The 22,269-nt window shown below is 42.1% G+C and carries 16 protein-coding genes; 15 read left to right on the forward strand and 1 reads right to left on the reverse strand.

Features of this window, described 5'->3' with window-relative positions:
- The first annotated feature begins 6 nt into the window (after positions 1 to 6).
- The 4 genes from KCX82_RS13420 (at position 7) to spoIVA (ending at position 6,363) form a co-directional block, all read left to right on the forward strand.
- Positions 7 to 585 carry a hypothetical protein gene (locus KCX82_RS13420; protein ID WP_227018998.1) on the forward strand — a complete coding sequence of 193 codons (579 nt, stop codon included), beginning with the start codon at positions 7 to 9 and terminating at the stop codon, positions 583 to 585.
- Complete coding sequence (locus tag KCX82_RS13425; protein WP_405127699.1) at positions 566 to 2,242, forward strand: GH3 family acyl-acid amido synthetase; 1,677 nt, start codon at positions 566 to 568, stop codon at positions 2,240 to 2,242. The genes KCX82_RS13420 and KCX82_RS13425 overlap by 20 nt, the downstream gene beginning before the upstream one ends.
- Positions 2,242 to 4,767 (forward strand): HD domain-containing phosphohydrolase, encoded by a 2,526-nt coding sequence (locus tag KCX82_RS13430; RefSeq protein WP_227018999.1) that lies wholly within the window; start codon positions 2,242 to 2,244, stop codon positions 4,765 to 4,767. The genes KCX82_RS13425 and KCX82_RS13430 overlap by 1 nt, the downstream gene beginning before the upstream one ends.
- A 117-nt stretch (positions 4,768 to 4,884) precedes the next feature.
- Complete coding sequence (gene spoIVA / locus KCX82_RS13435; RefSeq protein ID WP_227019000.1) at positions 4,885 to 6,363, forward strand: stage IV sporulation protein A; 1,479 nt, start codon at positions 4,885 to 4,887, stop codon at positions 6,361 to 6,363.
- 322 nt (positions 6,364 to 6,685) lie between these two features.
- Here spoIVA and KCX82_RS13440 read toward each other — a convergent pair whose 3' ends face one another.
- Complete coding sequence (locus KCX82_RS13440) at positions 6,686 to 6,916, reverse strand: DUF3892 domain-containing protein (RefSeq protein ID WP_227019001.1); 231 nt, start codon at positions 6,914 to 6,916, stop codon at positions 6,686 to 6,688.
- 241 nt (positions 6,917 to 7,157) lie between these two features.
- Between KCX82_RS13440 and KCX82_RS13445 the strand changes: the two genes are divergently transcribed.
- The 11 genes from KCX82_RS13445 (at position 7,158) to KCX82_RS13495 (ending at position 22,251) form a co-directional block, all read left to right on the forward strand.
- Positions 7,158 to 7,811 (forward strand): BtrH N-terminal domain-containing protein, encoded by a 654-nt coding sequence (locus KCX82_RS13445; protein ID WP_227019002.1) that lies wholly within the window; start codon positions 7,158 to 7,160, stop codon positions 7,809 to 7,811.
- A gap of 232 nt (positions 7,812 to 8,043) precedes the next feature.
- Positions 8,044 to 10,791 (forward strand): PAS domain-containing sensor histidine kinase, encoded by a 2,748-nt coding sequence (locus tag KCX82_RS13450; RefSeq protein ID WP_227019003.1) that lies wholly within the window; start codon positions 8,044 to 8,046, stop codon positions 10,789 to 10,791.
- A gap of 344 nt (positions 10,792 to 11,135) precedes the next feature.
- The gene (locus KCX82_RS13455; RefSeq protein ID WP_227019004.1) at positions 11,136 to 11,672 is read left to right on the forward strand and encodes an NADH-quinone oxidoreductase subunit NuoE family protein; all 537 of its coding nucleotides are present in this window, start codon (positions 11,136 to 11,138) and stop codon (positions 11,670 to 11,672) included.
- A gap of 3 nt (positions 11,673 to 11,675) precedes the next feature.
- A complete protein-coding gene (locus tag KCX82_RS13460; RefSeq protein ID WP_227019005.1) occupies positions 11,676 to 13,427 on the forward strand; it encodes an NADH-ubiquinone oxidoreductase-F iron-sulfur binding region domain-containing protein in 1,752 nt (583 codons plus the stop codon).
- Between the two features lie 17 nt (positions 13,428 to 13,444).
- Positions 13,445 to 15,163: a [FeFe] hydrogenase, group A gene (locus KCX82_RS13465; RefSeq protein ID WP_465250658.1), complete on the forward strand. Its 1,719-nt coding sequence runs from the start codon at positions 13,445 to 13,447 to the stop codon at positions 15,161 to 15,163.
- Between the two features lie 250 nt (positions 15,164 to 15,413).
- Positions 15,414 to 16,307, forward strand: a complete 894-nt coding sequence (locus KCX82_RS13470; protein ID WP_227019006.1) for a copper amine oxidase N-terminal domain-containing protein — start codon at positions 15,414 to 15,416, stop codon at positions 16,305 to 16,307.
- 121 nt (positions 16,308 to 16,428) lie between these two features.
- The gene (locus KCX82_RS13475) at positions 16,429 to 17,844 is read left to right on the forward strand and encodes an MFS transporter (protein WP_227019007.1); all 1,416 of its coding nucleotides are present in this window, start codon (positions 16,429 to 16,431) and stop codon (positions 17,842 to 17,844) included.
- 70 nt (positions 17,845 to 17,914) lie between these two features.
- Positions 17,915 to 18,217 (forward strand): DUF6506 family protein, encoded by a 303-nt coding sequence (locus KCX82_RS13480; RefSeq protein WP_227019008.1) that lies wholly within the window; start codon positions 17,915 to 17,917, stop codon positions 18,215 to 18,217.
- Positions 18,218 to 18,282: 65 nt separating this feature from the next.
- On the forward strand, positions 18,283 to 19,197 hold the full coding sequence (locus tag KCX82_RS13485) for a PstS family phosphate ABC transporter substrate-binding protein (protein ID WP_227019009.1): 915 nt from the start codon (positions 18,283 to 18,285) through the stop codon (positions 19,195 to 19,197).
- Positions 19,178 to 20,797: a hypothetical protein gene (locus KCX82_RS13490; protein WP_227019010.1), complete on the forward strand. Its 1,620-nt coding sequence runs from the start codon at positions 19,178 to 19,180 to the stop codon at positions 20,795 to 20,797. Before KCX82_RS13485 ends, KCX82_RS13490 begins: the two co-directional genes overlap by 20 nt.
- 458 nt (positions 20,798 to 21,255) lie before the next feature.
- Positions 21,256 to 22,251, forward strand: coding sequence for an ABC transporter substrate-binding protein (locus KCX82_RS13495; protein WP_227019011.1), 996 nt, complete (start codon positions 21,256 to 21,258; stop codon positions 22,249 to 22,251).
- Positions 22,252 to 22,269 lie beyond the last annotated feature (18 nt).

The following is a 22,269-nucleotide window of genomic DNA, read 5'->3' on the forward strand; positions in this document are numbered from 1 at the left end:
TTGCGTATGACATACTTATTTTTAGGGTTAGCAGCATTTCCGCTCTTTTTCCTTTACGATATCAACAGCATTATTTTCAAACGTAAGGTGCTTCAAGGATGTTTTTTTATTGGGATTATGCTATTGATACTATCTACAGGGGGAATGATTGCCGCTTCTTGGAGTCAAATGGAGTTCAATGTCTTGAGAATCATATTGTCCGGGATATTAGCCCTGTTTTTTTTTCTCTTGCTCATTTATACTCTTTTTTTTGCCTTACCCTTTCAGGAAACCTATATCCAATCCCAGGGGCTTCCCAAAGTGTGTAAAAAGGGAGTTTATGCATTGTGCCGACATCCAGGAGTGTTATGGTTTGCAGGATTTTATCTGTTTCTGGGGCTTACCTTCATGATGCCATTGCTGCTGGCAGCAGGCATCCTGTTCAGTTTACTAAACTTATTATACGTAATGTTTCAGGATCGATGGACCTTTATGAAATCCTTTGAGGATTACGGAGAATATAAAAAGTCAACACCGTTTTTGCTCCCCAATTATGAAAGCATCAAAAGCTGTATTCATACATTGCATGAAGAAAGAAGGCGATAGGTTGAAATTTGAAGATAAACTGAAAATGCAGCAATATGACCGGCTATGGCAGGAGTATTGCGGTTTTTTGGATTTAGATATCGATTCCTATATGCAGATTCAGTATCGCTTGATGCTTGAACAGATTTCCCTTTGGAGTGAAAGTGAATTGGGCAAGCAGATGCTGAAGGGGAAGCAGCCCAAAACCATTGATGAATTTCGTAAAAGTGTACCATTAACTACCTATATTGATTATGCAGATGTCCTTCTTCAGAAAAAAGGGGATATGCTGCCGGACCAGCCCATCATCTGGATTCAAACTACCTGGGAGGGAGGAAAGCATCCTATAAAGCTGGCTCCTTACACAAAAAGCATGCTGGAGACCTATCGGAATAATGTCCTTGCGTGTCTGATGCTTTCCACCAGTACGGAAAAGGGAAAGTTTAATGTTCGTGCTACAGATAAATTTTTATATGCACTGGCTCCTTTACCGTATGCCACGGGATTATTCCCGCTGGCTCTCAACGATGAAATCAGCATAGAGTTTTTGCCACCTGTAAAGGAGGCAGTGAAAATGTCTTTCGGTGAAAGAAATAAAAAAGGTTTTAAGCTGGGTCTGAGAAAAGGAATCGATTTTTTCTTCGGATTGGGCAGTGTAGCTTATTATGTCAGCCTCAGTCTGTCATCAATGGGAAGAGATCAATCAAAGGCATCGGGCAGCTCAACAGGCGGCTCCTCAAAGAGTCTGTTCCGTTATTCTCCGTCGATGCTGTTAAGATTTGCTCTTGCAAAGTATCGCTGCAAGAAAGAAGGCAGAGATTTAAAACCAAAGGATTTATTCAAATTAAAAGGATTCATGTGCGCCGGTACGGATAACCATTGTTATAAAGATGATCTGGAAGACCTCTGGGGAATCAGGCCGATGGAATTGTTTGCAGGTACAGAGCCTTCCTGCATCGGCACGGAGACCTGGACCAGGAACGGGATGTACTTTTTCCCGGATACCTGTTTTTATGAATTTATACCGGAAGATGAAATGAATAAAAGCCTGGATGACAGCAGTTATCAGCCGAAGACTTATCTGATGAATGAAGTGGTGCCGGGTGAAAAATATGAAATTGCAATTTCAGTTTTAAAAGGCGGTGCATTTGTACGCTATCGAGTGGGAGATGTCTATCGCTGTGTCGGCCTGGAAAGCAGTGAGGATAAGACGAGAATCCCACGTTTTCAATATGTGGACCGTATTCCGACCATTATTGATATTGCAGGCTTTACCCGTATCTCGGAACATTCTATTCGCAGTGTCGTGGAGTTATCAGGCCTGGCAATAGAAAACTGGATTGCGGTAAAGGAATACAATAAAAATAATCGGCCTCTGCTGCACATGTATGTGGAGATGAACCTGGAATCCCTGGTCAGCAGTGCCATCAGCAAGGAAATTTTAAGGGAACATCTCGGCGTTTATTTCAAATATGTAGATCACGACTATAAGGATTTAAAACACATTTTGGGTATGGATCCTCTGGAAATCACCATCCTGAAATGTGGAACCTTTGAAGAGTATAAAAGGCAGACGGGGAAAACATTAAGACATATCAACCCATCCTCCTATGAGATCATGGAGCTTTTGAGAATTGAACAACAGGATTTCAGGGTAACCCGAGGAAGAGGTGTTTAATGGGTAACTTTGTTTACATACCAATCATAGCCTTGCTTTGTTATACGTTCTTATTCCTTGCTTTTATTGCGGCGAAAAAGAATGATATTATCAATGCATTTCTGATGATACTGGCTGCGTTAATTTTATGGACAGGCGGTTCTTTTTGCATGCGTATGCAGCTTTGGCCATCCATAAAGTTTTGGTATGATGCTTCTATTCTTGGGCTGACTTTGTTACCTTATGCATTTTTTCGTTTTGTCTATGAATTTGTCGGAGCCAGCGGTACCTTCTCAAAACGCCTGTGGCTTCTTCTTGTTATTGTCACCAATGCCATCAATATTTCTACCGGAGCATTTCTGAGGGCACCGGAGGTTGTTTTTGCCGGCAATGGCGAGGTGAGCTTCGTTTATCACACCACCTGGCTTGTTTCTGTTATGTTTGGCGTCTGTGCCGTTATTGTACTTCATATGCTGTTTCTTTTGTTCAAATACAGTAAGACCAATGACATGACAAGAAAACAGTTTACGCCGATCATATCTGGAATCATCATATTATTTATCGGCCACATCATCATTATGATACCGTATTTCAGGGGATTTCCCGCGGATATCCTTTCCGGAATTTTCAATGCCTTTTTTATGTTCTACGCATTGTATAAACGGAGGCTTTTTAAACTTACTTTGCTGGTATCAAGGGGGAGCTGCTATGTTATTGCGGCAGGGCTTTCCTTTGCTATTTTCTTTAATCTGATACGCCCCCTGGAACGCTTTATCAATGTAAACTTTACAATTTTCGCGGATCATATTGTTTTGATAATTGCGTTTATTTTTACGATTGCAACATTTTTGATCTATTACATTATGAAGCGCTTTATTGACAGAGTATTTATACGGGAAGAAATTGTGCAGGCAGAAAACCTGAAGGAGTTTGGCTTTGCCGTCACAAGGAGCTTGAATGTAAATGAAATCATGCAGGAGCTTGTGGATGTCATACAGAAAACCATTTCCGTGAAGAGAGTTTATATCTGTGTGCTGGATGTTCATAGCAACTGCTATGAAGTGGCGCACAGCACAAGCCTTCTGGATGTCAAGTCGTTTAGAATCAATAAGGACAATCCTATTGCCCTCTGGCTCGCAAATAACAACGAATGCCTTCTGATGAAAGACTTCAGGAGAACTGTAGACTATAAGTCCATGTGGGAGACGGAAAAAAAGCAAATTGCGGATATTGATATCGAATGCTTCGTTCCTCTGAAGGATGAAGACGGCATGGTGGGGATCGTGCTGTTGTCCGGGAAGGAAAAGGGCGGACATTATTCCTTTAATGATATTAGTTTTCTGGATTCCGTAAATTCAATCGGGTCTATTGCCGTTAAAAATTCCCGGCTTTATGAGAAGGCGTACCTGGAAGCCAGAACCGACGAATTGACCGGACTTCTGAACCGCAAGTATTTCTATGAAGTGATCCAGACAGAATATGAAAAACATAAGAACAACTCTCTTGCCCTGGTGATTTTAAATATTGACGACTTTAAGCTGTACAACCAGCTTTACGGGAACAAGGAGGGGGATATTGCTCTTCAGAATATCGCCCGGATCATTCAGGCAACCGTAGGAAATAACGGTTACGTAGCAAGATACAGCGGCAAGGAATTTGCGGTCATTCTTCCGCTTTATGATATGCTGGCAGCAAAAAATCTGGCGGAGACCATTCGAAAGCAGATTTTGAATATGAATAAGCGAGAATCGGATTATTCTTTGAAAATGCTCACGGTAAGCGGCGGCGTCTGTTCCATTCCGTATGCTGCGAACAACGTAAAGCAGCTTATCGATAACGCTGATATGGCCATCTATAATGTAAAGAGAAACGGGAAGAACGCCATTATGGTATATTCTGCCGGAGAGCACCATGTTACAGCTGACGAAAAGGAACTGAGCGAGCATAAGGCTGATATTTATTCCGAATATGCACCTACCATTTATGCACTGACCGCTGCTATCGATACGAAGGATCATTACACCTTCAATCATTCCAAGAGTGTTGCTTATTATGCCACCGAACTGGCATACGCTTACGGCATGAACTCCGATTGTGTTGAAATAATCAGAGAAGCGGCATTGCTGCATGATATCGGAAAGATCGGCATTCCGGAGCAAATCCTGAATAAACCGGGGAAATTGACACCGGAGGAATATGAGATCATGAAGGGGCATGTAGAAAATTCTATCGGTATCATTCGCCATCTGCCGTCTCTGGATTACGTAATCCCGGCGGTTATCCACCATCACGAAAGATATGACGGAAACGGTTATCCAAGAAGGATTGCCAGGGAGGATATCCCGGTATCCGCGAGAATTTTGTGCATTGCAGACTCCTTTGATGCTATGATCTCGATGCGGTCCTACAAAGAACCCTATTCTGTCGCTACGGCTCTGAAAATTATAGAAGAACAGGCAGGCTTGCAGTTTGATCCGAAGCTTGCATTCATGTTCATAGAATTGGTAAACAACGGAACAATACGAATCGGTGAGGAAGAGGCATGATGAAAATCAAGTCTCTTTTTTTCATTTTGTAAGTTTTAAAAAATATGAATAAACTATGGTATCCTCTAATATATTGTACAGACATGAGTGGAACTAAAATTGGAGGAGGTTAAAAAATTGGAAAACCTAAATATATATGAAAGCATAGCTGAGAGGACTCAGGGTGACATTTATGTTGGGGTAGTCGGACCGGTAAGAACGGGAAAATCCACCTTTATTAAACGCTTTATGGATTTGCTGGTTATTCCGAATGTAACAAATGTCTATGTAAAAGAACGGGTACGTGATGAACTCCCCCAAAGTGGAGCGGGCCGCACCATTACCACTACGGAACCAAAATTCGTTCCTGCTGAGGCAGTCTCTTTGGAACTGCCCGGAAATATCAACTTCAAAGTACGCATGGTAGATTGTGTCGGGTACATGGTAAACAGCGCCCTGGGTCATCAGGAAAACGGTAAGGCCCGTATGGTGAGCACACCATGGCAAGAGAGGCAAATACCTTTCGAAGAAGCGGCGGAAATTGGTACGAAGAAAGTGATTACGGACCATTCCACCATAGGGATTGTAGTCACCACGGACGGAACCATCGGTGAAATCGAAAGAGAAAGCTACATTCCTGCCGAAGAGAGAGTTGTCAGAGAACTGAAGGAACTGCATAAGCCTTTTATCATAGTTTTAAATTCCACCAAACCTGATGAGGAGTCGGCTCAGGAATTGAAAAAGAGCATGGAGGAAAAATACAGGGTTCCGGTTATTGCAACCAACTGTGCAAGAATGAATGCCGCAGTACTGAATACCATTCTAAGTGAAACCTTATATGAATTCCCTGCTGCTCAGATCAAATTCCATCTTCCAGGCTTCATTGACGGACTTTCCAACGATCATTGGATCAAAGCATCTATTATACATAATATCAAAGAGTGGAGCAAAAGCTTCGATAATATCAGAGACATCAAGAATTCAATCGGTCTTTTGGCAGACGGAAGCATCATTCAAAGTATGGATGTCAGCTCCATGGATCTCGGAACCGGAGATATTGACGTGGAAGTTGCTGCTGTAAACGGATTGTTCTATAAGGTCATAGAAGAAATCATGGGTGAAGAAGTCAATAATGACTATCAGTTCTTCGGCTTGATAAAAGAATTCGCTCAGGCTAAGAGGTCCTATGATAAACTGCGGACGGCTATGGCCCAGGTCGATGAGAGCGGCTATGGAATCGTTCAGCCGAAGCTGACGGAAATGGTGCTTGAGGAGCCGGAAATTTTCAAGCAGGGTAACAAGTTCGGCGTAAGGCTCAAAGCGAAAGCACCTTCACTACACATTATCAAGACCGATATCACTACGGAAGTTTCGCCGGTAGTAGGGTCAGAGAAGCAAAGCGAGGACTTGATCCGTTATCTGCTTACGGAATTCGAGAGCGATCCGTCAAAGATCTGGGAGACCAATATCTTTGGAAAATCCCTGTATGAAATGGTGACGGAGCAAATGGAGAACAAACTTTCCAATGTGCCTGAACATATTCGTTACAAGGTTCAGCGTTCTCTGCAAAAGATCTCGGATGAGGGGAAGGAATATTTTATCTGCATCGTTTTGTAATGAAAACCGGAATTGAGTTTATATGAAAACCTCCTATGATCCAACTTTAGGTTTGGTCAGGGGAGGTTTTTTATTATGCAGAAAATATCGCTGAAAGCGATGTTGACGGAACATCAAAGAAAGCACCTTAACCGTTGCCTTTTTGCCCCAAGCTTGCCTTTTTGCCCCAAGCTTGCCTTTTTGCCGCGGCTTTAGCCGCAATGGCAAAACGGACAGCAGCGAGCAAAGCGAGTCGGAGGCCGCAGGCCGTTGCTTGGCTTGGCAAAACGGACAGCAGCGCGCGAAGCAAGCTGGAGGCGCAGCCGTTGTCGCCTTTTAGGAGCTATTTAAACGTTGGGAACTCGGCCAGGTTATCAAAATCCGACTGATTTGGATCAATACGTAAAAACTCTCCCCCGTCTTTCCCCCGTACGACGATGGTATCGTCCAGTTCGCCTCTTTTTGCCAGCAGTATGGCCTGGTTGACCGGCATTACACTGCCGTTATCAAGCATAACATCCGTAATTTCTCCATCTTCATTTTTCTTTATTTTTATAATTTTATGATCGTTCATACTTGTTTCTCCTCTTGTTTTTCGATTGCTTGGTAAAAGTATTTGTAAAAGAACAGGAAATATGCAAAATAGACTTTTCAGTTGGTTGGAAAAGAATTCATCTTGGCGGGCATTGACTTCTATTATATAATTGTAATACATTTAAAAGACATCTTTCCGCAACAGATATTCGTTTTAAAAGAGTTATCCCAATAAGAAAGATAACAGTTTAAAATTAGTTAAACATAGAGAAGAAAAGGTTATGATTAAAAGAGAATTAAATTTTCCAATTGTATATCAAAATGGCAGAAAAATAGGTTATGGCGGAAATCAGGAATGGTTTCCGCATCTTATCAAAAGGAAAGCCGGCTGCGGGTGCACCACCGGGGCCAATCTGGCTGTCTATTATGCTGCCAATCATGAAAAAATGGCAGGAATCTATGACGGTGATACCCGTTATTTTGATATCAAAGAATACCTTTCGGCAATGGAAGAAATGTTTACCTATATGCGGCCGGGTCTTTTCGGGTTCCCTTATGTGAAAAAATTTGCAAATCAATTTATCCGGTTTTGCAAAGACCATGGCATTTCCCTGGAGGCAAGCTTTTGCAATTCCTATCAAAATGCTGAGGAGGCTTTCTGTTATGTAAAACAAAATATTGATGACGGACAGCCTATCGCACTTTTGATCCTGTTTCACCGTGCTTATGATCTCAGGGAGGATAACTGGCATTGGGTCACCATCACAGGCTACACACTTGATGGTGATGGGTTGGAAACTGCAGAGATCATCATGTCAAACTGCGGTGAAAGGGAAACAGTAAAGGCTGTTGATTTATTTGAAGTACATAGGATCAATAAAATCCGTATGGTTAGCTTTCATAAAATATCAGAATATTTCACAAATAATAATTGACAAATTATGGTTAACGTTATAATCTAAAATTTAGATACTATTTTTTTCAGGGGAGAGTTCATCGAACTCTTTTTTGATTTGTTTAGGTGGTTACGGAGGTGCATAAAATATGGTATATTAATAGTACCGTTACATTCAATTACATTTTCATTTTCTGGAGTGTGTCGCTATCACAATGATCTTGGTGGACTATTCTCAAACATAGTAAGAATCGCAGTAGGGAGCTAATTCAATGAGCAGTTATTTTGATAAGTACAAGAATATGCAGTATATTATTGAAACACAGGGTATCATCACGGAAGTAAGCATTTTTTTTTGTGAATTTACCCAGTATCATAAGGATGAACTGTTAGGAAAAACCGTTCATTCTGTTTTTCAGGAACTTCTTCGTGTTTCGATTCATCTCAATGAGATTGCCGGTGTTACGGAAGCCTTTTTATTTACCAAGAAACTGGAAGTAAGAAATGTTTATATTCAAAAGACACAGTATGACCGTTCGGATAAAATAAAATATAGCATTTATGAAATCAATAATTCCAGGTTTGAAGATAAAAATCAATTTATTGAAAGGCTGATTGCCGATAATGTTACTGGGATCGGTGTTTATACTGCACCTGATTTTATTCTTATCAGAGCAAACCAAACCTATTTAAATTACCTGCCTGTACCTTTTCGTTCCAAAGAAATGTCATACGGCAAAAAATTAAAAGAGATTTTCGATGACTTTGAGGGAAGTCCTGGTGAAACGACATGGAATGAACTTGTTGCTCATAGCAAGTCTATCTATGTAAAAGAAAGACCGGGACTGCTCAAAAGTGAGGATATTAAATACTGGGATAATACGTTAACCCCAATTGAGGAAAACGGCAAGGTAAAATATCTGGTTTCCATGCTTGACGATGTAACGGAAAGAGTCAAGAACAGGGAATATATCAAACAGCAGAAAGAAGAATTTGAAGCGATCCTGGATAATATGTCTGAAGGAGTTGTCGCTTTTAATAAGTATGGCAATTATGTATTGCAAAATAAAAAAGTAAAGGAATTTGCCAAGCGGTCTACAAACATAGGAAAAACCGTTGAAAATGTAGGCGGCTCGGTGGATTTGAATGAAAGATATTACGATATCAACGGATTGGAATTATCAAAGGAAGAATTGCCCAATTTTAAGGTATTAAGAGGAGAAAAAGTCAATAACCAAAGGCTTATGTTCAAGAAAGGAAAAGAAGTTTTCTATTATGAATACAGCGGCAGCCCTTTATATGATGATAAAGGAGACTTTAAACTGGGGGTCCTGCTTAGCCGGGATGTAACGGAGCTGATTGAAAAGGAAAAACAGATCAAACAAAAAAATAAACAATTAAAGGTAATTTTAGAAAGCGTTGAAGATATTATTTATATCGTGGATAAAAACGGAAATATTCTGAATAGCCATTCTTTGTTTAACGACTCTATGGAACATTCGGATAACTGCATGCTGCCTGCAGACGGAATCCAATATTTTGATTTTGACGGTAACCCTTATATTCTGGAGGATACCATTGGCTATAAAGTTTTTCAAAAGGGAGAAAAGGTTAAAAACGTCAAAATAAAATTGGTTAAAAAGGATGAGACTCGATATTCCATTACCAGTGGGATTCCGATCTTTAATTCCAATGATGATGTGGAATTAGGTGTATATACCTCCCTGGACGTCACGGAATTGATGGAAAAGGAACAAGAGATCAAGGAGCAAAAAGAGCAGCTGGACGCAATCCTTGACAATATGACCGAAGGCATAGTCATCGTTGATTCTAAAGGCTATATTCTGAGAATGAACGCAACTGCTTTGCAGATCTGCGGATTAAGTTCATTTGAAAAGCCAATCTTTTCGGAGGATTTCGCCCGGAATTTTGATCTCTTTACTTATGATGGAAGTCCATTGGCCTATAAAGAATGGCCTTTGTCAAGAGTGCTCAGAGGCGAATTTGTCTATGATCTTGAGGTCTGGCTGTGCCAGAAGGATACGGGGATAAAAAGGTTGTGCAGCTATTCCGGCAACTCAGTCTATGGTACGAACGGGGAAGTGATCATCACCATTCTTACGGTACGGGATATCACCGATCAGAGGATACAGCAGGAGCGATTGCTTGAAGAAGAATATGAAAAGAATGAAGCACTGGAAAACGCCATGAAGCTAAAGGATGAGTTTCTCTACCTCATCACGCATGAATTCAAGACTCCGCTGGCAGTCATCAGTTCTGCCTTGCAAACACTTGATTTGGTATGTCAAAATCAAATGCCCATGAAGGCACACAAATTTATCAGTACCATCAAACAAAACACCAACAGACAACTGCGGTTAGTCAATAATCTTTTGGATGTTGCACGGATCAATTCGGGAAATATTAAGTTGAATGACGGCACCTATGATATTGTATACCTTACCAACTCCATCGTAAATTCTATACAATCTATTGCACAGCAAAAGGATGTGAAGGTGAATTTTATTACCAGCATTCATAAGAAAGAAATTCTGATTGATGAAGAAAAATTCGAGCGCATTCTTTTGAATCTACTGTCAAATGCATTAAAATTTACACCTGTAGGCAAATTGATCAATGTTACATTGTATGTGAAAAAATATAAAAATAAAAATATGATATGCATTAGTGTACAAGATGAAGGAATCGGAATTCCCTTTGACAAGCAAACGGATATTTTTGAGAGATTCGGCCAAGTGAACACCATATTGTCGCGTCAGGCGGAAGGCACCGGCATTGGGCTTCATCTTGTAAAGCTCATGGTGAATGCCATGGGCGGTCAAATTTCCCTGGAAAGTCAGGAAGGGCAAGGCAGCAATTTTACTGTTATGCTCCCTGCTAAAAAACCGCTGCCTGGAAATAAGGATGAAGAAAGCAAGCAGACGGATGCACAATTAGTACATAGGGACAGCAGGCTGATACAGGAAATCGCAATTGAATTTTCAGACATTTATCTGTAAATTCTGTAAATGGAAATAAATAGACAAAACCCCAGGACTGCGGTCTGCCAACGATTTGGTAACAGACTGCGCCAAGGGGTTCTTTTTTTGCCTTGTGCAATTTTCAGAATAGTCGTACTATTTGATATAATATTCACAATATTTCCAAAACTAAAGAAACGTCTTCGGGGAACAAAGAAATTACTAATTTGCTGATAAACATAAATTGATTTTATAAAAACCCTAAATATAACCGGTTTCATAGATTTTTTATGTTTACAAATTTGCGGTGATACTATATACTTTATTTGATAATTTATTAACGTTTTTATTCTGTGTCCACAAAAATAGCAAGGAGGAATATTATGAACCCCAACGATGCAAGCGGCCAATGTACATGCGGAAGTCAAAGTAAATTTGATTATACCGAGCTTGATCAACTGTTAGAAAATGTAAAAGATATGCCTGGAAATCTTATTATCATTCTTCAGCAAGCCCAGAATATTTATGGCTATTTGCCAAGAGAAGTACTTACATACATCTCCAAAAAAACCGGAAATACCTTAGCTAAAATTTACGGAGTTGCAACATTCTATACACAATTCAGACTGAACCCCATTGGAAAAAATCTCATTATGCTTTGTCAGGGTACAGCCTGCCACGTTAGCGGTTCACAGGAAATAGAAGCTGTGATCAATGATGAACTGGGCATATTTGATGGAGAAACCACAGAAGACGGAATTTTTACTTTAAATAATGTAGCATGTCTTGGCTGCTGCAGCTTGGCACCGGTAATGATGGTTCAAAGTTCCAAAGGAGAGGAAACCTATGGAAAACTCACCAAAGAAAAAGTATTGGAAATCATACAGCGCATTAAAGAAGAAAACAGCAAGGAGGCGTAATAAATGAAAATTATCATTGGGCAGGGAAGCTGCGGAATCGCCTCCGGTGCAAAAAAGGCGGAAGCGGAATTTAAAAGACTCATTGACGAAAACAATTTAAATGTCGCGGTATCCATCACCGGCTGTATCGGAAGCTGTTATTTGGAACCCATTGTTGACATCATCGATAATGATGGATGTTTAACAAGATACGTACATATGACTTCGGACAAAGTTGAAGCTGTGGTGAACAGCCATTTAATCGGAAACAAACCCGTTTCCGAATATCTGATACCGGAATCAGGCCGGGAATTTTTAGAAAAACAAACAAGAATTGCTTTAAAGAACTGTGGAATTATTAATCCGGAAGACATCAATGATTATATTGCAGCAGGCGGATATCAGGCTGTAAAAAAAGCCCTTCTTGAAATGGATGGGGATATGATTTGCAAGGAAATTGAAAAGTCCGGACTCAGAGGCCGAGGCGGCGGTGGCTTCCCGACAGGGAAAAAGTGGATTCAGGTTCGCAGCCAGCAGGAGCCCGTAAAATATATTGTCTGCAACGGAGACGAAGGAGACCCGGGAGCTTTTATGGACAGAAGCGTCATGGAAGGAGATCCTCATAAGATGCTTGAGGGTATGATCATTGCAGGTATTGCAACAGGAGCACAGGTAGGGTATATCTATGTTCGTGCAGAATATCCTCTGGCGGTTCACAGACTGCAGGTGGCCATATCTCAGGCAGAGGAAGCAGGATATCTGGGAAATAACATTTTAGGAACCAATTTCAGTTTTCAAATCAGAATTAATTTAGGTGCAGGGGCTTTTGTTTGCGGAGAAGGAAGCGCACTGACCGCCTCTATTGAAGGAAATAGAGGAATGCCGAGAGTAAAGCCTCCTCGTACGGTAGAGCAGGGACTCTTTGGCAAACCCACTGTATTAAATAACGTTGAAACCTTTGCTCATGTACCTTATATTATCACTCATGGAGCGAAGGGCTACCGTCAGTTCGGCATTGAAAAAAGTCCGGGAACGAAAGCTTTCGCACTGACCGGCAACGTGAACAATACCGGTTTGATTGAAGTTCCCATGGGAACGACACTGAGAACGGTTATCTTCGAGATAGGGGGCGGCGTTAAGAACGGAAAAGCGTTCAAATCCGTGCAAATCGGCGGACCTTCCGGCGGCTGTCTTACGGAAAAACATCTGGATCTGAGTCTTGATTTTGATTCACTTACAAAAGCAGGGGCGATGATCGGTTCCGGAGGCTTGGTTGTTATGGATGACAGCACCTGCATGGTGGGCATTGCCAAGTACTTTATGAACTTTACGGAGCACGAGTCCTGCGGTAAATGCGTTCCTTGCAGAGAAGGTACACATGTTATGAATGAGATTCTGGAAGATATTGTAAACGGAAGAGGGACTGTGGAACAGATTGATATGCTCCAGGAACTTGCAGACACAATCACAAAAACTGCCCTCTGCGGATTGGGAAAAACGGCGGCTTCTCCTGTCGTAAGCACCATACGTGAATTTAAAGACGAATATCTGGCCCATGTTGTGGATAAACACTGTCCAACCGGCAGCTGTCCAGGGCTTAGACAGATTGTAATCATTCCTGAAAAATGCAGAGGATGTTCAAAATGTCAAATGGTATGTCCGGTAAATGCCATCAGCGGAAAGAGAAAAGAACCCTATGTTATCGATGTTGCCAAATGTGTAAAATGCAAAATGTGCCTTGACTCCTGCAACTTTGATGCTATCGTGGAAAATTAAAAGGAAGGTGAACAAAAGTGTCTAAAGCAAATAAATTTATGATGATTAACGGCGAGCGTGTTCCCTTCACGAATGAAAAGAACATTCTCGACGTCGTTCGAAAAGCAGGAATTGATCTTCCTACTCTCTGCTATTATTCGGAACTTTCCGTTTATGGTGCCTGCAGAATGTGTATTGTGGAAGATCACAGGGGGAGCATCCATGCGTCCTGTTCAACTCCGCCTAAAAATGGAATGGAGATATGGACCAATACGCCAACCCTTCAGAAACATAGAAGGACTCTTTTAAGATTGCTGCTGGCTTCCCATTGCAGAGAATGTACGACCTGTTCAAAGAATGGAAACTGCAAGCTGCAGGATTTATCAAAGAGATTCGGGATTGACGAGGTACGCTTTGATAAATCGGAAAAAGCATTTAAAGATGAATATAAGATAGATGATTCCAGTCCGTCCATCACCAGAAATCCAAATAAATGTATCCACTGCGGTGACTGTGTCCGAATGTGCAGTGAAACCCAAAATGTAGGGGCCATCGACTTTGCACTGCGCGGCTATAACCTGATGGTTTGTCCTGCCTTTGACATGCCTCTCGCTGAAACGGAATGCGTGAATTGCGGTCAATGCTCTGCCGTTTGTCCTACCGGAGCCATCATTATTAAAAATGATGTACCGGCAGTTTGGAAAGCAATCCATGATAAGAAAAAAAGAGTGGTTGCTCAAGTTGCACCCGCTGTCAGAGTTGCTCTCGGTGAAGCATTCGGAATGAAAGAAGGCGAGAACGTGATGCCTTTGATTGTAGCGGCAATGAGAAAAATCGGCTTCGATGAAGTCTATGATACTTCCTTTGCGGCAGACCTCACCGTCATAGAAGAAACTAACGAATTTTTACATAAACTGGAAAATGGCAATGACCTGCCTTTGTTTACCTCCTGTTGTCCGGCTTGGGTAAAATATGTGGAAAACAAGCATCCGGAACTGATGTCCCAGGTTTCCACCTGCAAATCCCCACAGCAGATGTTTGGATCCCTCATGAAAGCCTATTGGAAGGAATCCAATCCTGAAGACGACAGAGAAACAGTGGTTGTTTCTGTTATGCCATGTACGGCAAAGAAAGCGGAAGCCGGGAGAGAAGAACTCAAAACCGATGGTATCTCAGATGTTGATATCGTATTGACCACCGAAGGCCTTGCTGATATGATCTATGAGTCCGGTATTGTATTCAAAGATTTGGAGCCGGAAGCTATGGATATGCCCTTTGGCATGTACAGCGGAGCTGGATTGATCTTTGGAGTATCCGGCGGTGTTACGGAAGCAGTAATACGAAAAGTCATTCAGGACAAGAGCCATACCAGTATCAATAATATTAAATTCTGCGGCGCCAGAGGACTTGAAGGTACAAAGGAATTTGAACTTCCTTTAGAAGATGGGGAAACTGTTCTCAAGATCGCTGTAGTCAGCGGTCTGGGAAATGCGGAAAAACTGATTCAAAAAATAAAATCCAAGGAAGCTTTCTATCACTTTGTTGAAGTGATGGCTTGTCCGGGCGGCTGCATTGCCGGTGCCGGCCAGCCATTTGGGCTGACGGATAAAAAGAAACTGCGTGCCAAGGCTCTTTATGCTTCTGATAAGCAGACTCAGCTAAGACATGCGGATGAGAACCCAATGATTTCATCCTTATATGAAGGAATTTTAAAAGACAGATCTCACGAGCTGCTTCACGTACATTATCATAAATAAAATCGTATATCGGAGTCCGACGCTTATGCTGCCGCACCTCTTTTTCAGGTGCGGCAGCTTCTTTATATGATAGGAAAACATCATTTCCTATCATATAAAGACCATTTAGAGAAAGTCAATGGCTAAATTGAAAAAGCTGGGAGTACTGAGAACACTTTTCTATTGGAACTTTTTTTTCTCTTTGCCGTCTAAATAATTGAACTGCGCAGATAAGATCTATTATCGAAAGAAAAATCAGGAGGTACATCATATGAAAAATAAATTACTTACGACAGTTTTGGCAGGTGTTTTAATAGCAGGTCTTGGAACAGCTGCTTTTGCAGGAAATCAGCCTAAACCCATCAAGCTGAATCTGGATGGAAAGGAATTGGCGACAGATACGGCACCCATTAATATAAACGGCAAGATTTTAGTGCCGGTGAGAGTTATTTCCGAAGGATTGGGTGCAAAGGTAGACTGGGACAGCAGTACCAATACCGTAATCATCAATTCTCAGTCAACAGACAGCCAAAAGCAGCAAATTAGTTATCTGGAACAGGCTCTTGCCCCTAAGGATCAGCTTTCCGCTGTAAATTCCTGGGCTGAGGGGGTGAAGACGAGGAACGGCGCCTGGCAGTACGCGGTGATGACGCCGGAACTGAAAAAGGAAACTTATAACAGCTTTGCAGAAGCAAACTGGTCAACCGGAGTTTCCAGTCCCTGGGTGAAGAATTACGAAGTCAAGGAACTATCAAAGCTAAGCGATGCCGCTTACCTGTACTCCGTAGTATTTACCTATACGGACTCCACAAATGCCGTTTATACTGAAAACTGGTACATCACTGCAGAAAAAGGGGAAACTTCCTGGCTTGTATCTTCCATCGATCAAGTGGATGTAAAAGGAAAGATCACATCTGTAACCCTGGGTGATGACAAAAAGATAAAAAGTATCTTTGTGACAGGATCTGCCAACAATGGAGGCACCTATCAGGAAGCCAATGTCATAATAGGCAGCAATACAAAAATATATAAAGGAAATACCAACATAGCATTGACTGCGGAAGACCTGAAAGAAGGCGCCGCTGTAGAGGCTACCTTTGTGGAAGGTCCCATGCTCATGATTTATCCGCCTTCTGTAGAAGCAAAGGTGATACGCGTATTTTAATTTTGAATTACGAAGATGATCCGAGCTGCTACTTTATCTTGATTTATTCCTGCAAAAAGTCATATACTATACGTAGCATACGTAAACAGTATACTGAAACTTTGAAAAGGATGAAGATAGTATGGAACAAGGATCGACTAATACAAATCGAACAGCGCCAAAACAATTGGCAACCATTAGTGTAGTCATAATTACTGCATTTATTACAACCTTCACCGGCAGCGCTTTAAATTTATCTATTCCTGCAATCGGACATGAATATCATGCCAGCGCAACGTTTATTGGCTGGATTGTAACCGGATATATTTTGGCATCAGCCGTTCTTTCCGTCCCTTTTGGACGTATCGCGGACTTAACAGGCAGGAAGCGAATTTTGGTAACAGGTATTTTCATTTTTACTCTGTGCTCCGTCGCTTCCGCCTTTGCATGGTCCATTGCAGCATTGCTCTGCTTCCGTGTTTTACAGGGTATCGGAGCCGCTATGATCTTCAGCACCAATACGGCAGTTTTGATCAGTGCTTTTCCTCCGGACAAAAGAGGAAAGGTTCTAGGGTATTCCATTGCTGCTACCTATATAGGATTATCCGCCGGGCCGGTAGCCGGAGGGTTTTTGAACCATTATTTCGGATGGCGTTCGATTTTTATCGTCACAGCTGCAGTCAGCTTCATTGTTTTTTTTATTGCGGCTAAAAAGCTGCCCGCTGTGAAAGTATCCAAGAATGGACAGACTTTGGATATTCTGGGAATTACTTTATATGTGGCGATGATTACCAGCATCATGTACGGCCTGTCTTCTTTTTCTACCGCCGGTTATGCAAAATTCTTAATTCTTATAGGGATTGTACTTTTTATTCTTTTTGTACGGCACGAACTGAAAACAAATTGCCCAATTGTTGAGGTGAGCTTGTTTGCTCATAACATAGGTTATTCTTTCTCAAATCTTGCAGCCCTGATGAACTATGGAGCAACCTTTGCCGTCGGCTACCTGCTGTCCATTTATCTTCAGGTCGTCATGGGCTTTGAATCTCAGATCTCCGGCTTGATCCTTATCAGCCAGCCTATCGTTATGGCCGTTTTATCACCCTATGCAGGAAGGCTTTCCGATAGGGTTTCTCCATTCAAGCTTGCGTCTTTTGGTATGGCACTCTGTTCGCTGGGGCTTTTCTCTTTTATTTTTATTTCAGAAAATTATCCGCTGATTCTGATTATTGTCAACCTTGCCGTCGTAGGAGTGGGATTTGCTTTTTTCTCTTCCCCGAATACCAATGCGGTGATGGCTTGTGTAGAGAAGCACGATTACGGTGTAGCCTCTTCCATATTGGCTACGATGCGTTCGATGGGGCATAGCTTGAGTATGGCGGTGGTAACCTTTATCGTAGCCAATCAGATGGGAAATGTAACCCTCTCCGAGGCGGAGCCGGAAATGCTGATTCGAACCATGCACACGTCGTTTATCGTTTTTACATGCGTATGTGCGGTAGGCATTTTTATTTCTTTGAAGCGGAAACAAAAACCAAATACGGATACCGAAAAATAATGGACTTTTTAAGAAATAGATATAGAAATACTATAAAATAAATAAATTTAAGTCAGGAAAGGTGAATGTTATGAAAAGAAAAGTTGTTTTTATGTTTATCAATGCCAGTATTACGGAGGCCAGAAGAGTGGAAATGGACCTAGGGCAGGGGCTGATGATCATGGTAGGCGTAGGAAGCTATGATATGGCTTGTGAAGAAGCGAAAAAACTTGCAGAAGAAGGGGTTATCATGGTCGAACTCTGCGGAGGCTTTGGGACCATCGGCCATGCAAAGGTGACGGAAGCTGTCGCAGGGAAGCTTCAGGTAGGTGTTGTACGTTTCGATAATCATCCTGGTTATGACAATCAGTCAGGGGATGCAAGGTGGCTGTAAGCCTTTAGAATGTCGTGAAAGGGTAAAACCAGGTTATCCAAAAAAGGGAGAAGGGGAAATGAAAAATGAAAAAGAAGATTGCATTTCTATTCCTGACGCTGCTTCTTGCAGGAAGCGTCAGCAGCTGCGGCAGTGATTCAAAAGAGCCGGATCAAACGCCTGCACCAGAACAGGCATCGCTTAAACTTTCGGTTGCGGAATACCCGAAGGTGGATGGTTCCACCGCTACCATTCCTCTTTCGGAAGCAGTGGCAACGGCCGTTCTGGATATGAGCATTGAAGAAGCAAGACAGTATATCGTACATAATAAAACGCATGAAGCCTATGTAAATCTCATTGACGGCAATGCAGATATCATTTTTGTAACCTCGCCGTCGAAGGAAGAATTGGCCTATGCAAAGGGAAAAGGTGTCACGCTGAATGTGGTGCCCGTTGTCAGTGAGGGCTTTGTATTTCTTACCAACAGGAACAATCCTGTTTCAGATCTGAGTTTGCAGCAGGTGAAGGACATCTATGCGGGAAAGATTACAAACTGGAAAGAGGTAGGCGGAGAAGACAGAAAAATTATTGCCTATCAAAGACCGCAGAATTCCGGAAGTCAAACCGGCATGCTGGATCTGGTCCTGGGGCCAGAGGAGATCATGGATGCCCCTGTTGAGCAGATTATCGGTGAGATGGGTGCATTGATCGACGCAGTGGCCGTTTATACCAATGAAGAAGATGCTATCGGATATTCCTATTTTTACTATGCCACGGATATGTGGAGCAATGATGAGGTAAAGCTGTTGGCTATAGACGGCGTTCCTCCGGACAAGGAAACGATCCGGGACGGTTCTTATCCGATTCAGACCGCATATTATGCCGTATTGAGGAATGATGAACCGGAAGACAGCAATGCAAGCAAACTTCTGAAATGGATTTTAAGTAATCAGGGTCAGCAGATTGCTGAGGAGGCAGGCTATGTCAAGCTGGGTACGTAAAGGGTTCGGAAAATCGAAAAGGACTTTCGTTTCCGCTGCTTTGCTGGCCTTGATGGTCCTGCTGAATATAACAGGCTGTGCCGGAAATCCAGCGGTAAATCAAGAAGCGGAAGAACTCTCCTCGAATAACCCTGTCAATGCTCCTGTTATCATCAAATATACGGTCAGCAATCCGATTGAAATTTTGGATATCAAGGAGGACCCTGCTGCCGACACGACGCCGGAAGCAGTACGGGACGGCGATTTCTTTTCCTACAATTATATTCAGATAAAAGGGCTGAAAGATTCTGCCGTTGAGAAAAAAATAAACGATAAACTTCTGGAGGCTTATCAGGATATGAAAGTCCAGGATTTGCCGCCGTATCGGGGGATCAAAGCGAGGATTCCTGAAGGCTCGGCCATCGTACAAGAAAATATTTATATGATGGTGACCGGCAATTTCAATCATATCCTTTCCGTAATGATTCAGAAAAACACAACCTATGCGGCAGGCAATCAGGAACAGACCATGACGGAAGAGGAACTGAAGTATTTCAATAATACCCAGTACGTTTCGGAAGCCGCTAGTCTGAATCTTGATCTGAATACCGGAGAGGAGATTACTTTAGAGGATTTATTCTGTGATAATGTGGACTATCTGGAAATACTGAATCAAAATTTAAAATCCTATCTGGCAGCCAACTATGCAGAGGATGAAGGATATTACTATACCATGAGCGGTGATCTCAAACTGGTCTCACCTTTTCAGGGGCTGACCGGAGATCAGAAATTTAACATTTATCCGTATGGAATCGGGTTTCTTATGGATTATGAAACACCGCAGTTTGATACCAGAATGATGGCAATGACAATCTCCCTGAGTTTCTCGGAAATCGGGGATACGATTGCTGTTACGGAGCGCTTTTATGATGAAAATACGGACCTTTTTCTGAGTGATAAGGCTCCTGTAAAGTCATTGTCCTTCAAATACCAAACACAGGATGTAGGGGGAAATGATTACTACAAGGACGGGAACCTGAATATCTATACCAATTGGAGATTTTCCTCCAAACTCCCTGAAGAACTGCAGCGACTGTTGATTTCCTATACGGAAGTAAAACCGGAGGAAGTTCAGGACATAAAGAAAAAGCTGGAGGCATTCTCTCAGGAAGAACTGGCGCAAAGAGGTGAAGGAAGCTATGAGAACTCCGTATATGCAGATTTCATCGGAGAATATGTGAATGTTTCTCATATGATATACACATCCATTCCCAATTATTTCAACTCGAAACTGGAGTATCACTGCTATGGACTGTCACCGCTGAAAGAGCTGGAACTAGAAGATTTGTTCCTTGCAGGATTTGAGTATAAGCCGTTGATCGTAGAGGCTATGAAAAAATCCCTTCTGGAGCAGGTCAGAAATTCAGGAATCAGCAACGCTGAGGAGCCCGATGAGGCGGAAGTCCTGAAATATTATAATGGAATCAGTGGATTTAACCTTTCGCCTGATTCTGTGGTCATTCCTGTATATGGATTGAAAGAAGAACAAATGAACTATACCATGGTGCTTGACATTCCCTATTCGGAGTTTGGCTGTGATAATATGACCATTTTTCAATAACCTTTATCAGTTTGAAGCTAATGAACCAAACCTTGAAAAATTTTACAAACCTGTACTTTTACAAAATTCTGTAAATAAAAATGGATTGACAATAGCGGTCAGTGATGCTAATATGACTATAAACCGTAGACGAGGGAGTTAAACTGTAAAACGGTCTCACAGCGAATCCGAGATGGTGGAAGTCGGACAGATGCAGATACAGCAAGTGGGCCTCAGAGGGCGAAGCGAAAGATTGATTCATCAAGTAGCGGAGACGCAAGCCGGCGTTATCTGGCAAAGGGTGTGATGGCACTCTGCAGAGTGGGCATGTTTTGCATGTCAAACAAGGTGGTACCGCAAGTTAACACTTGTCCTTGATTTTTTATCAGGATAAGTGTTTTTTTTATTGTAAATAAGTTTGAATGGAATTTTAATTGTTTTGAAACACAAAATAATTTGTGAGAAAAGGAGAAAAAAAAATGAAAACGAACAAAACATTTGCATTGATCTTGGCGGCTATGCTGGTAATTGCATTGCTGACCGGTTGTAGTAAGGAAGAAGGCAGCAGCGGGCAGGATGCGGATCTCCCAACCGTAGGAATCGTACAGATTGTGGAGCATCCATCCCTGGACACCATTCGTATCTCCATTCTGGATCAACTGGCAGAAGAAGGCTTTGTTGACGGGGAAAATATGACTGTAGATTATCAGAATGCACAAAATGACCAGACGATTCTGAAAACCATCTGTCAGAAGTTTGCTTCCGGCAATTACGATCTTATCATTGCCATAGCAACACCTTCCGCTCAGGCGGCTCTCGGTGAAACCACAGAGATTCCCATCGTATTCTCAGCCGTAACGGATCCATTGGCTGCGGAGCTGGTTGACAGCCTTGAAGCTCCCGGAGGAAACGTAACGGGAACCTCCGATGCCGTTTCTGCCGAAATGATCATGGATTTGGCTCTGGAAATTACGCCGGACATCAAAACCATCGGTGCATTATATAATACCAGTGAGGTAAATTCCGTATCGGTGATCAATGATCTGAAAGAATATGCAGCAGCGAAAGGGCTGACAGTAGTTGAAGGGCCGGTTATGAATGCCAGCGAAGTGCAGCAGTCTGCCACCTATCTTGCAGGCAAGGTAGATGCGGTATTCTCACCCATTGACAATACGGTAGCATCCGCTATGCCGATTATTACAAAGACACTGAACGATGCAAAGATTCCGTTCTATGTTGGCGCAGATTCCATGGTAAACGACGGAGGTCTCGCAACTTACGGAATCAACTATACCGTATTGGGCAAAGAAACGGGAAAAATGGCTGCTGAAGTTTTAAAAGGTGACGATCCCGGAACAATGCCGGTAATGACTATGAAAGATATGGATATCTATATCAATCAGAAAACAGCCGATCAGATCGGAGTCGTATTCCCGCAGTCCGTATTAGATAAAGCAACGGTTTTAGGGGAATAATTCTTAGATAAATACCGA

Origin of the sequence: Sinanaerobacter chloroacetimidivorans (genome assembly GCF_018128545.1) — a bacterium.
GTDB lineage: Bacteria > Bacillota > Clostridia > Peptostreptococcales > Anaerovoracaceae > Sinanaerobacter > Sinanaerobacter chloroacetimidivorans.

Bases quoted from the DNA above. Each gene is read 5' to 3' on its own strand.
- KCX82_RS13485 (WP_227019009.1), top strand. From the start codon at position 18,283: ATGAAAAAGAAGATTGCATTTCTATTCCTGACGCTGCTTCTTGCAGGA.
- KCX82_RS13450 (WP_227019003.1), top strand. From the start codon at position 8,044: ATGAGCAGTTATTTTGATAAGTACAAGAATATGCAGTATATTATTGAA.
- KCX82_RS13470 (WP_227019006.1), top strand. From the start codon at position 15,414: ATGAAAAATAAATTACTTACGACAGTTTTGGCAGGTGTTTTAATAGCA.
- KCX82_RS13475 (WP_227019007.1), top strand. From the start codon at position 16,429: ATGGAACAAGGATCGACTAATACAAATCGAACAGCGCCAAAACAATTG.
- KCX82_RS13425 (WP_405127699.1), top strand. From the start codon at position 566: ATGAAGAAAGAAGGCGATAGGTTGAAATTTGAAGATAAACTGAAAATG.
- KCX82_RS13490 (WP_227019010.1), top strand. From the start codon at position 19,178: ATGTCAAGCTGGGTACGTAAAGGGTTCGGAAAATCGAAAAGGACTTTC.
- KCX82_RS13455 (WP_227019004.1), top strand. From the start codon at position 11,136: ATGAACCCCAACGATGCAAGCGGCCAATGTACATGCGGAAGTCAAAGT.
- KCX82_RS13480 (WP_227019008.1), top strand. From the start codon at position 17,915: ATGAAAAGAAAAGTTGTTTTTATGTTTATCAATGCCAGTATTACGGAG.
- KCX82_RS13495 (WP_227019011.1), top strand. From the start codon at position 21,256: ATGAAAACGAACAAAACATTTGCATTGATCTTGGCGGCTATGCTGGTA.
- KCX82_RS13420 (WP_227018998.1), top strand. From the start codon at position 7: ATGACATACTTATTTTTAGGGTTAGCAGCATTTCCGCTCTTTTTCCTT.
- KCX82_RS13460 (WP_227019005.1), top strand. From the start codon at position 11,676: ATGAAAATTATCATTGGGCAGGGAAGCTGCGGAATCGCCTCCGGTGCA.
- KCX82_RS13445 (WP_227019002.1), top strand. From the start codon at position 7,158: ATGATTAAAAGAGAATTAAATTTTCCAATTGTATATCAAAATGGCAGA.
- KCX82_RS13440 (WP_227019001.1), bottom strand. From the start codon at position 6,916: ATGAACGATCATAAAATTATAAAAATAAAGAAAAATGAAGATGGAGAA.
- KCX82_RS13430 (WP_227018999.1), top strand. From the start codon at position 2,242: ATGGGTAACTTTGTTTACATACCAATCATAGCCTTGCTTTGTTATACG.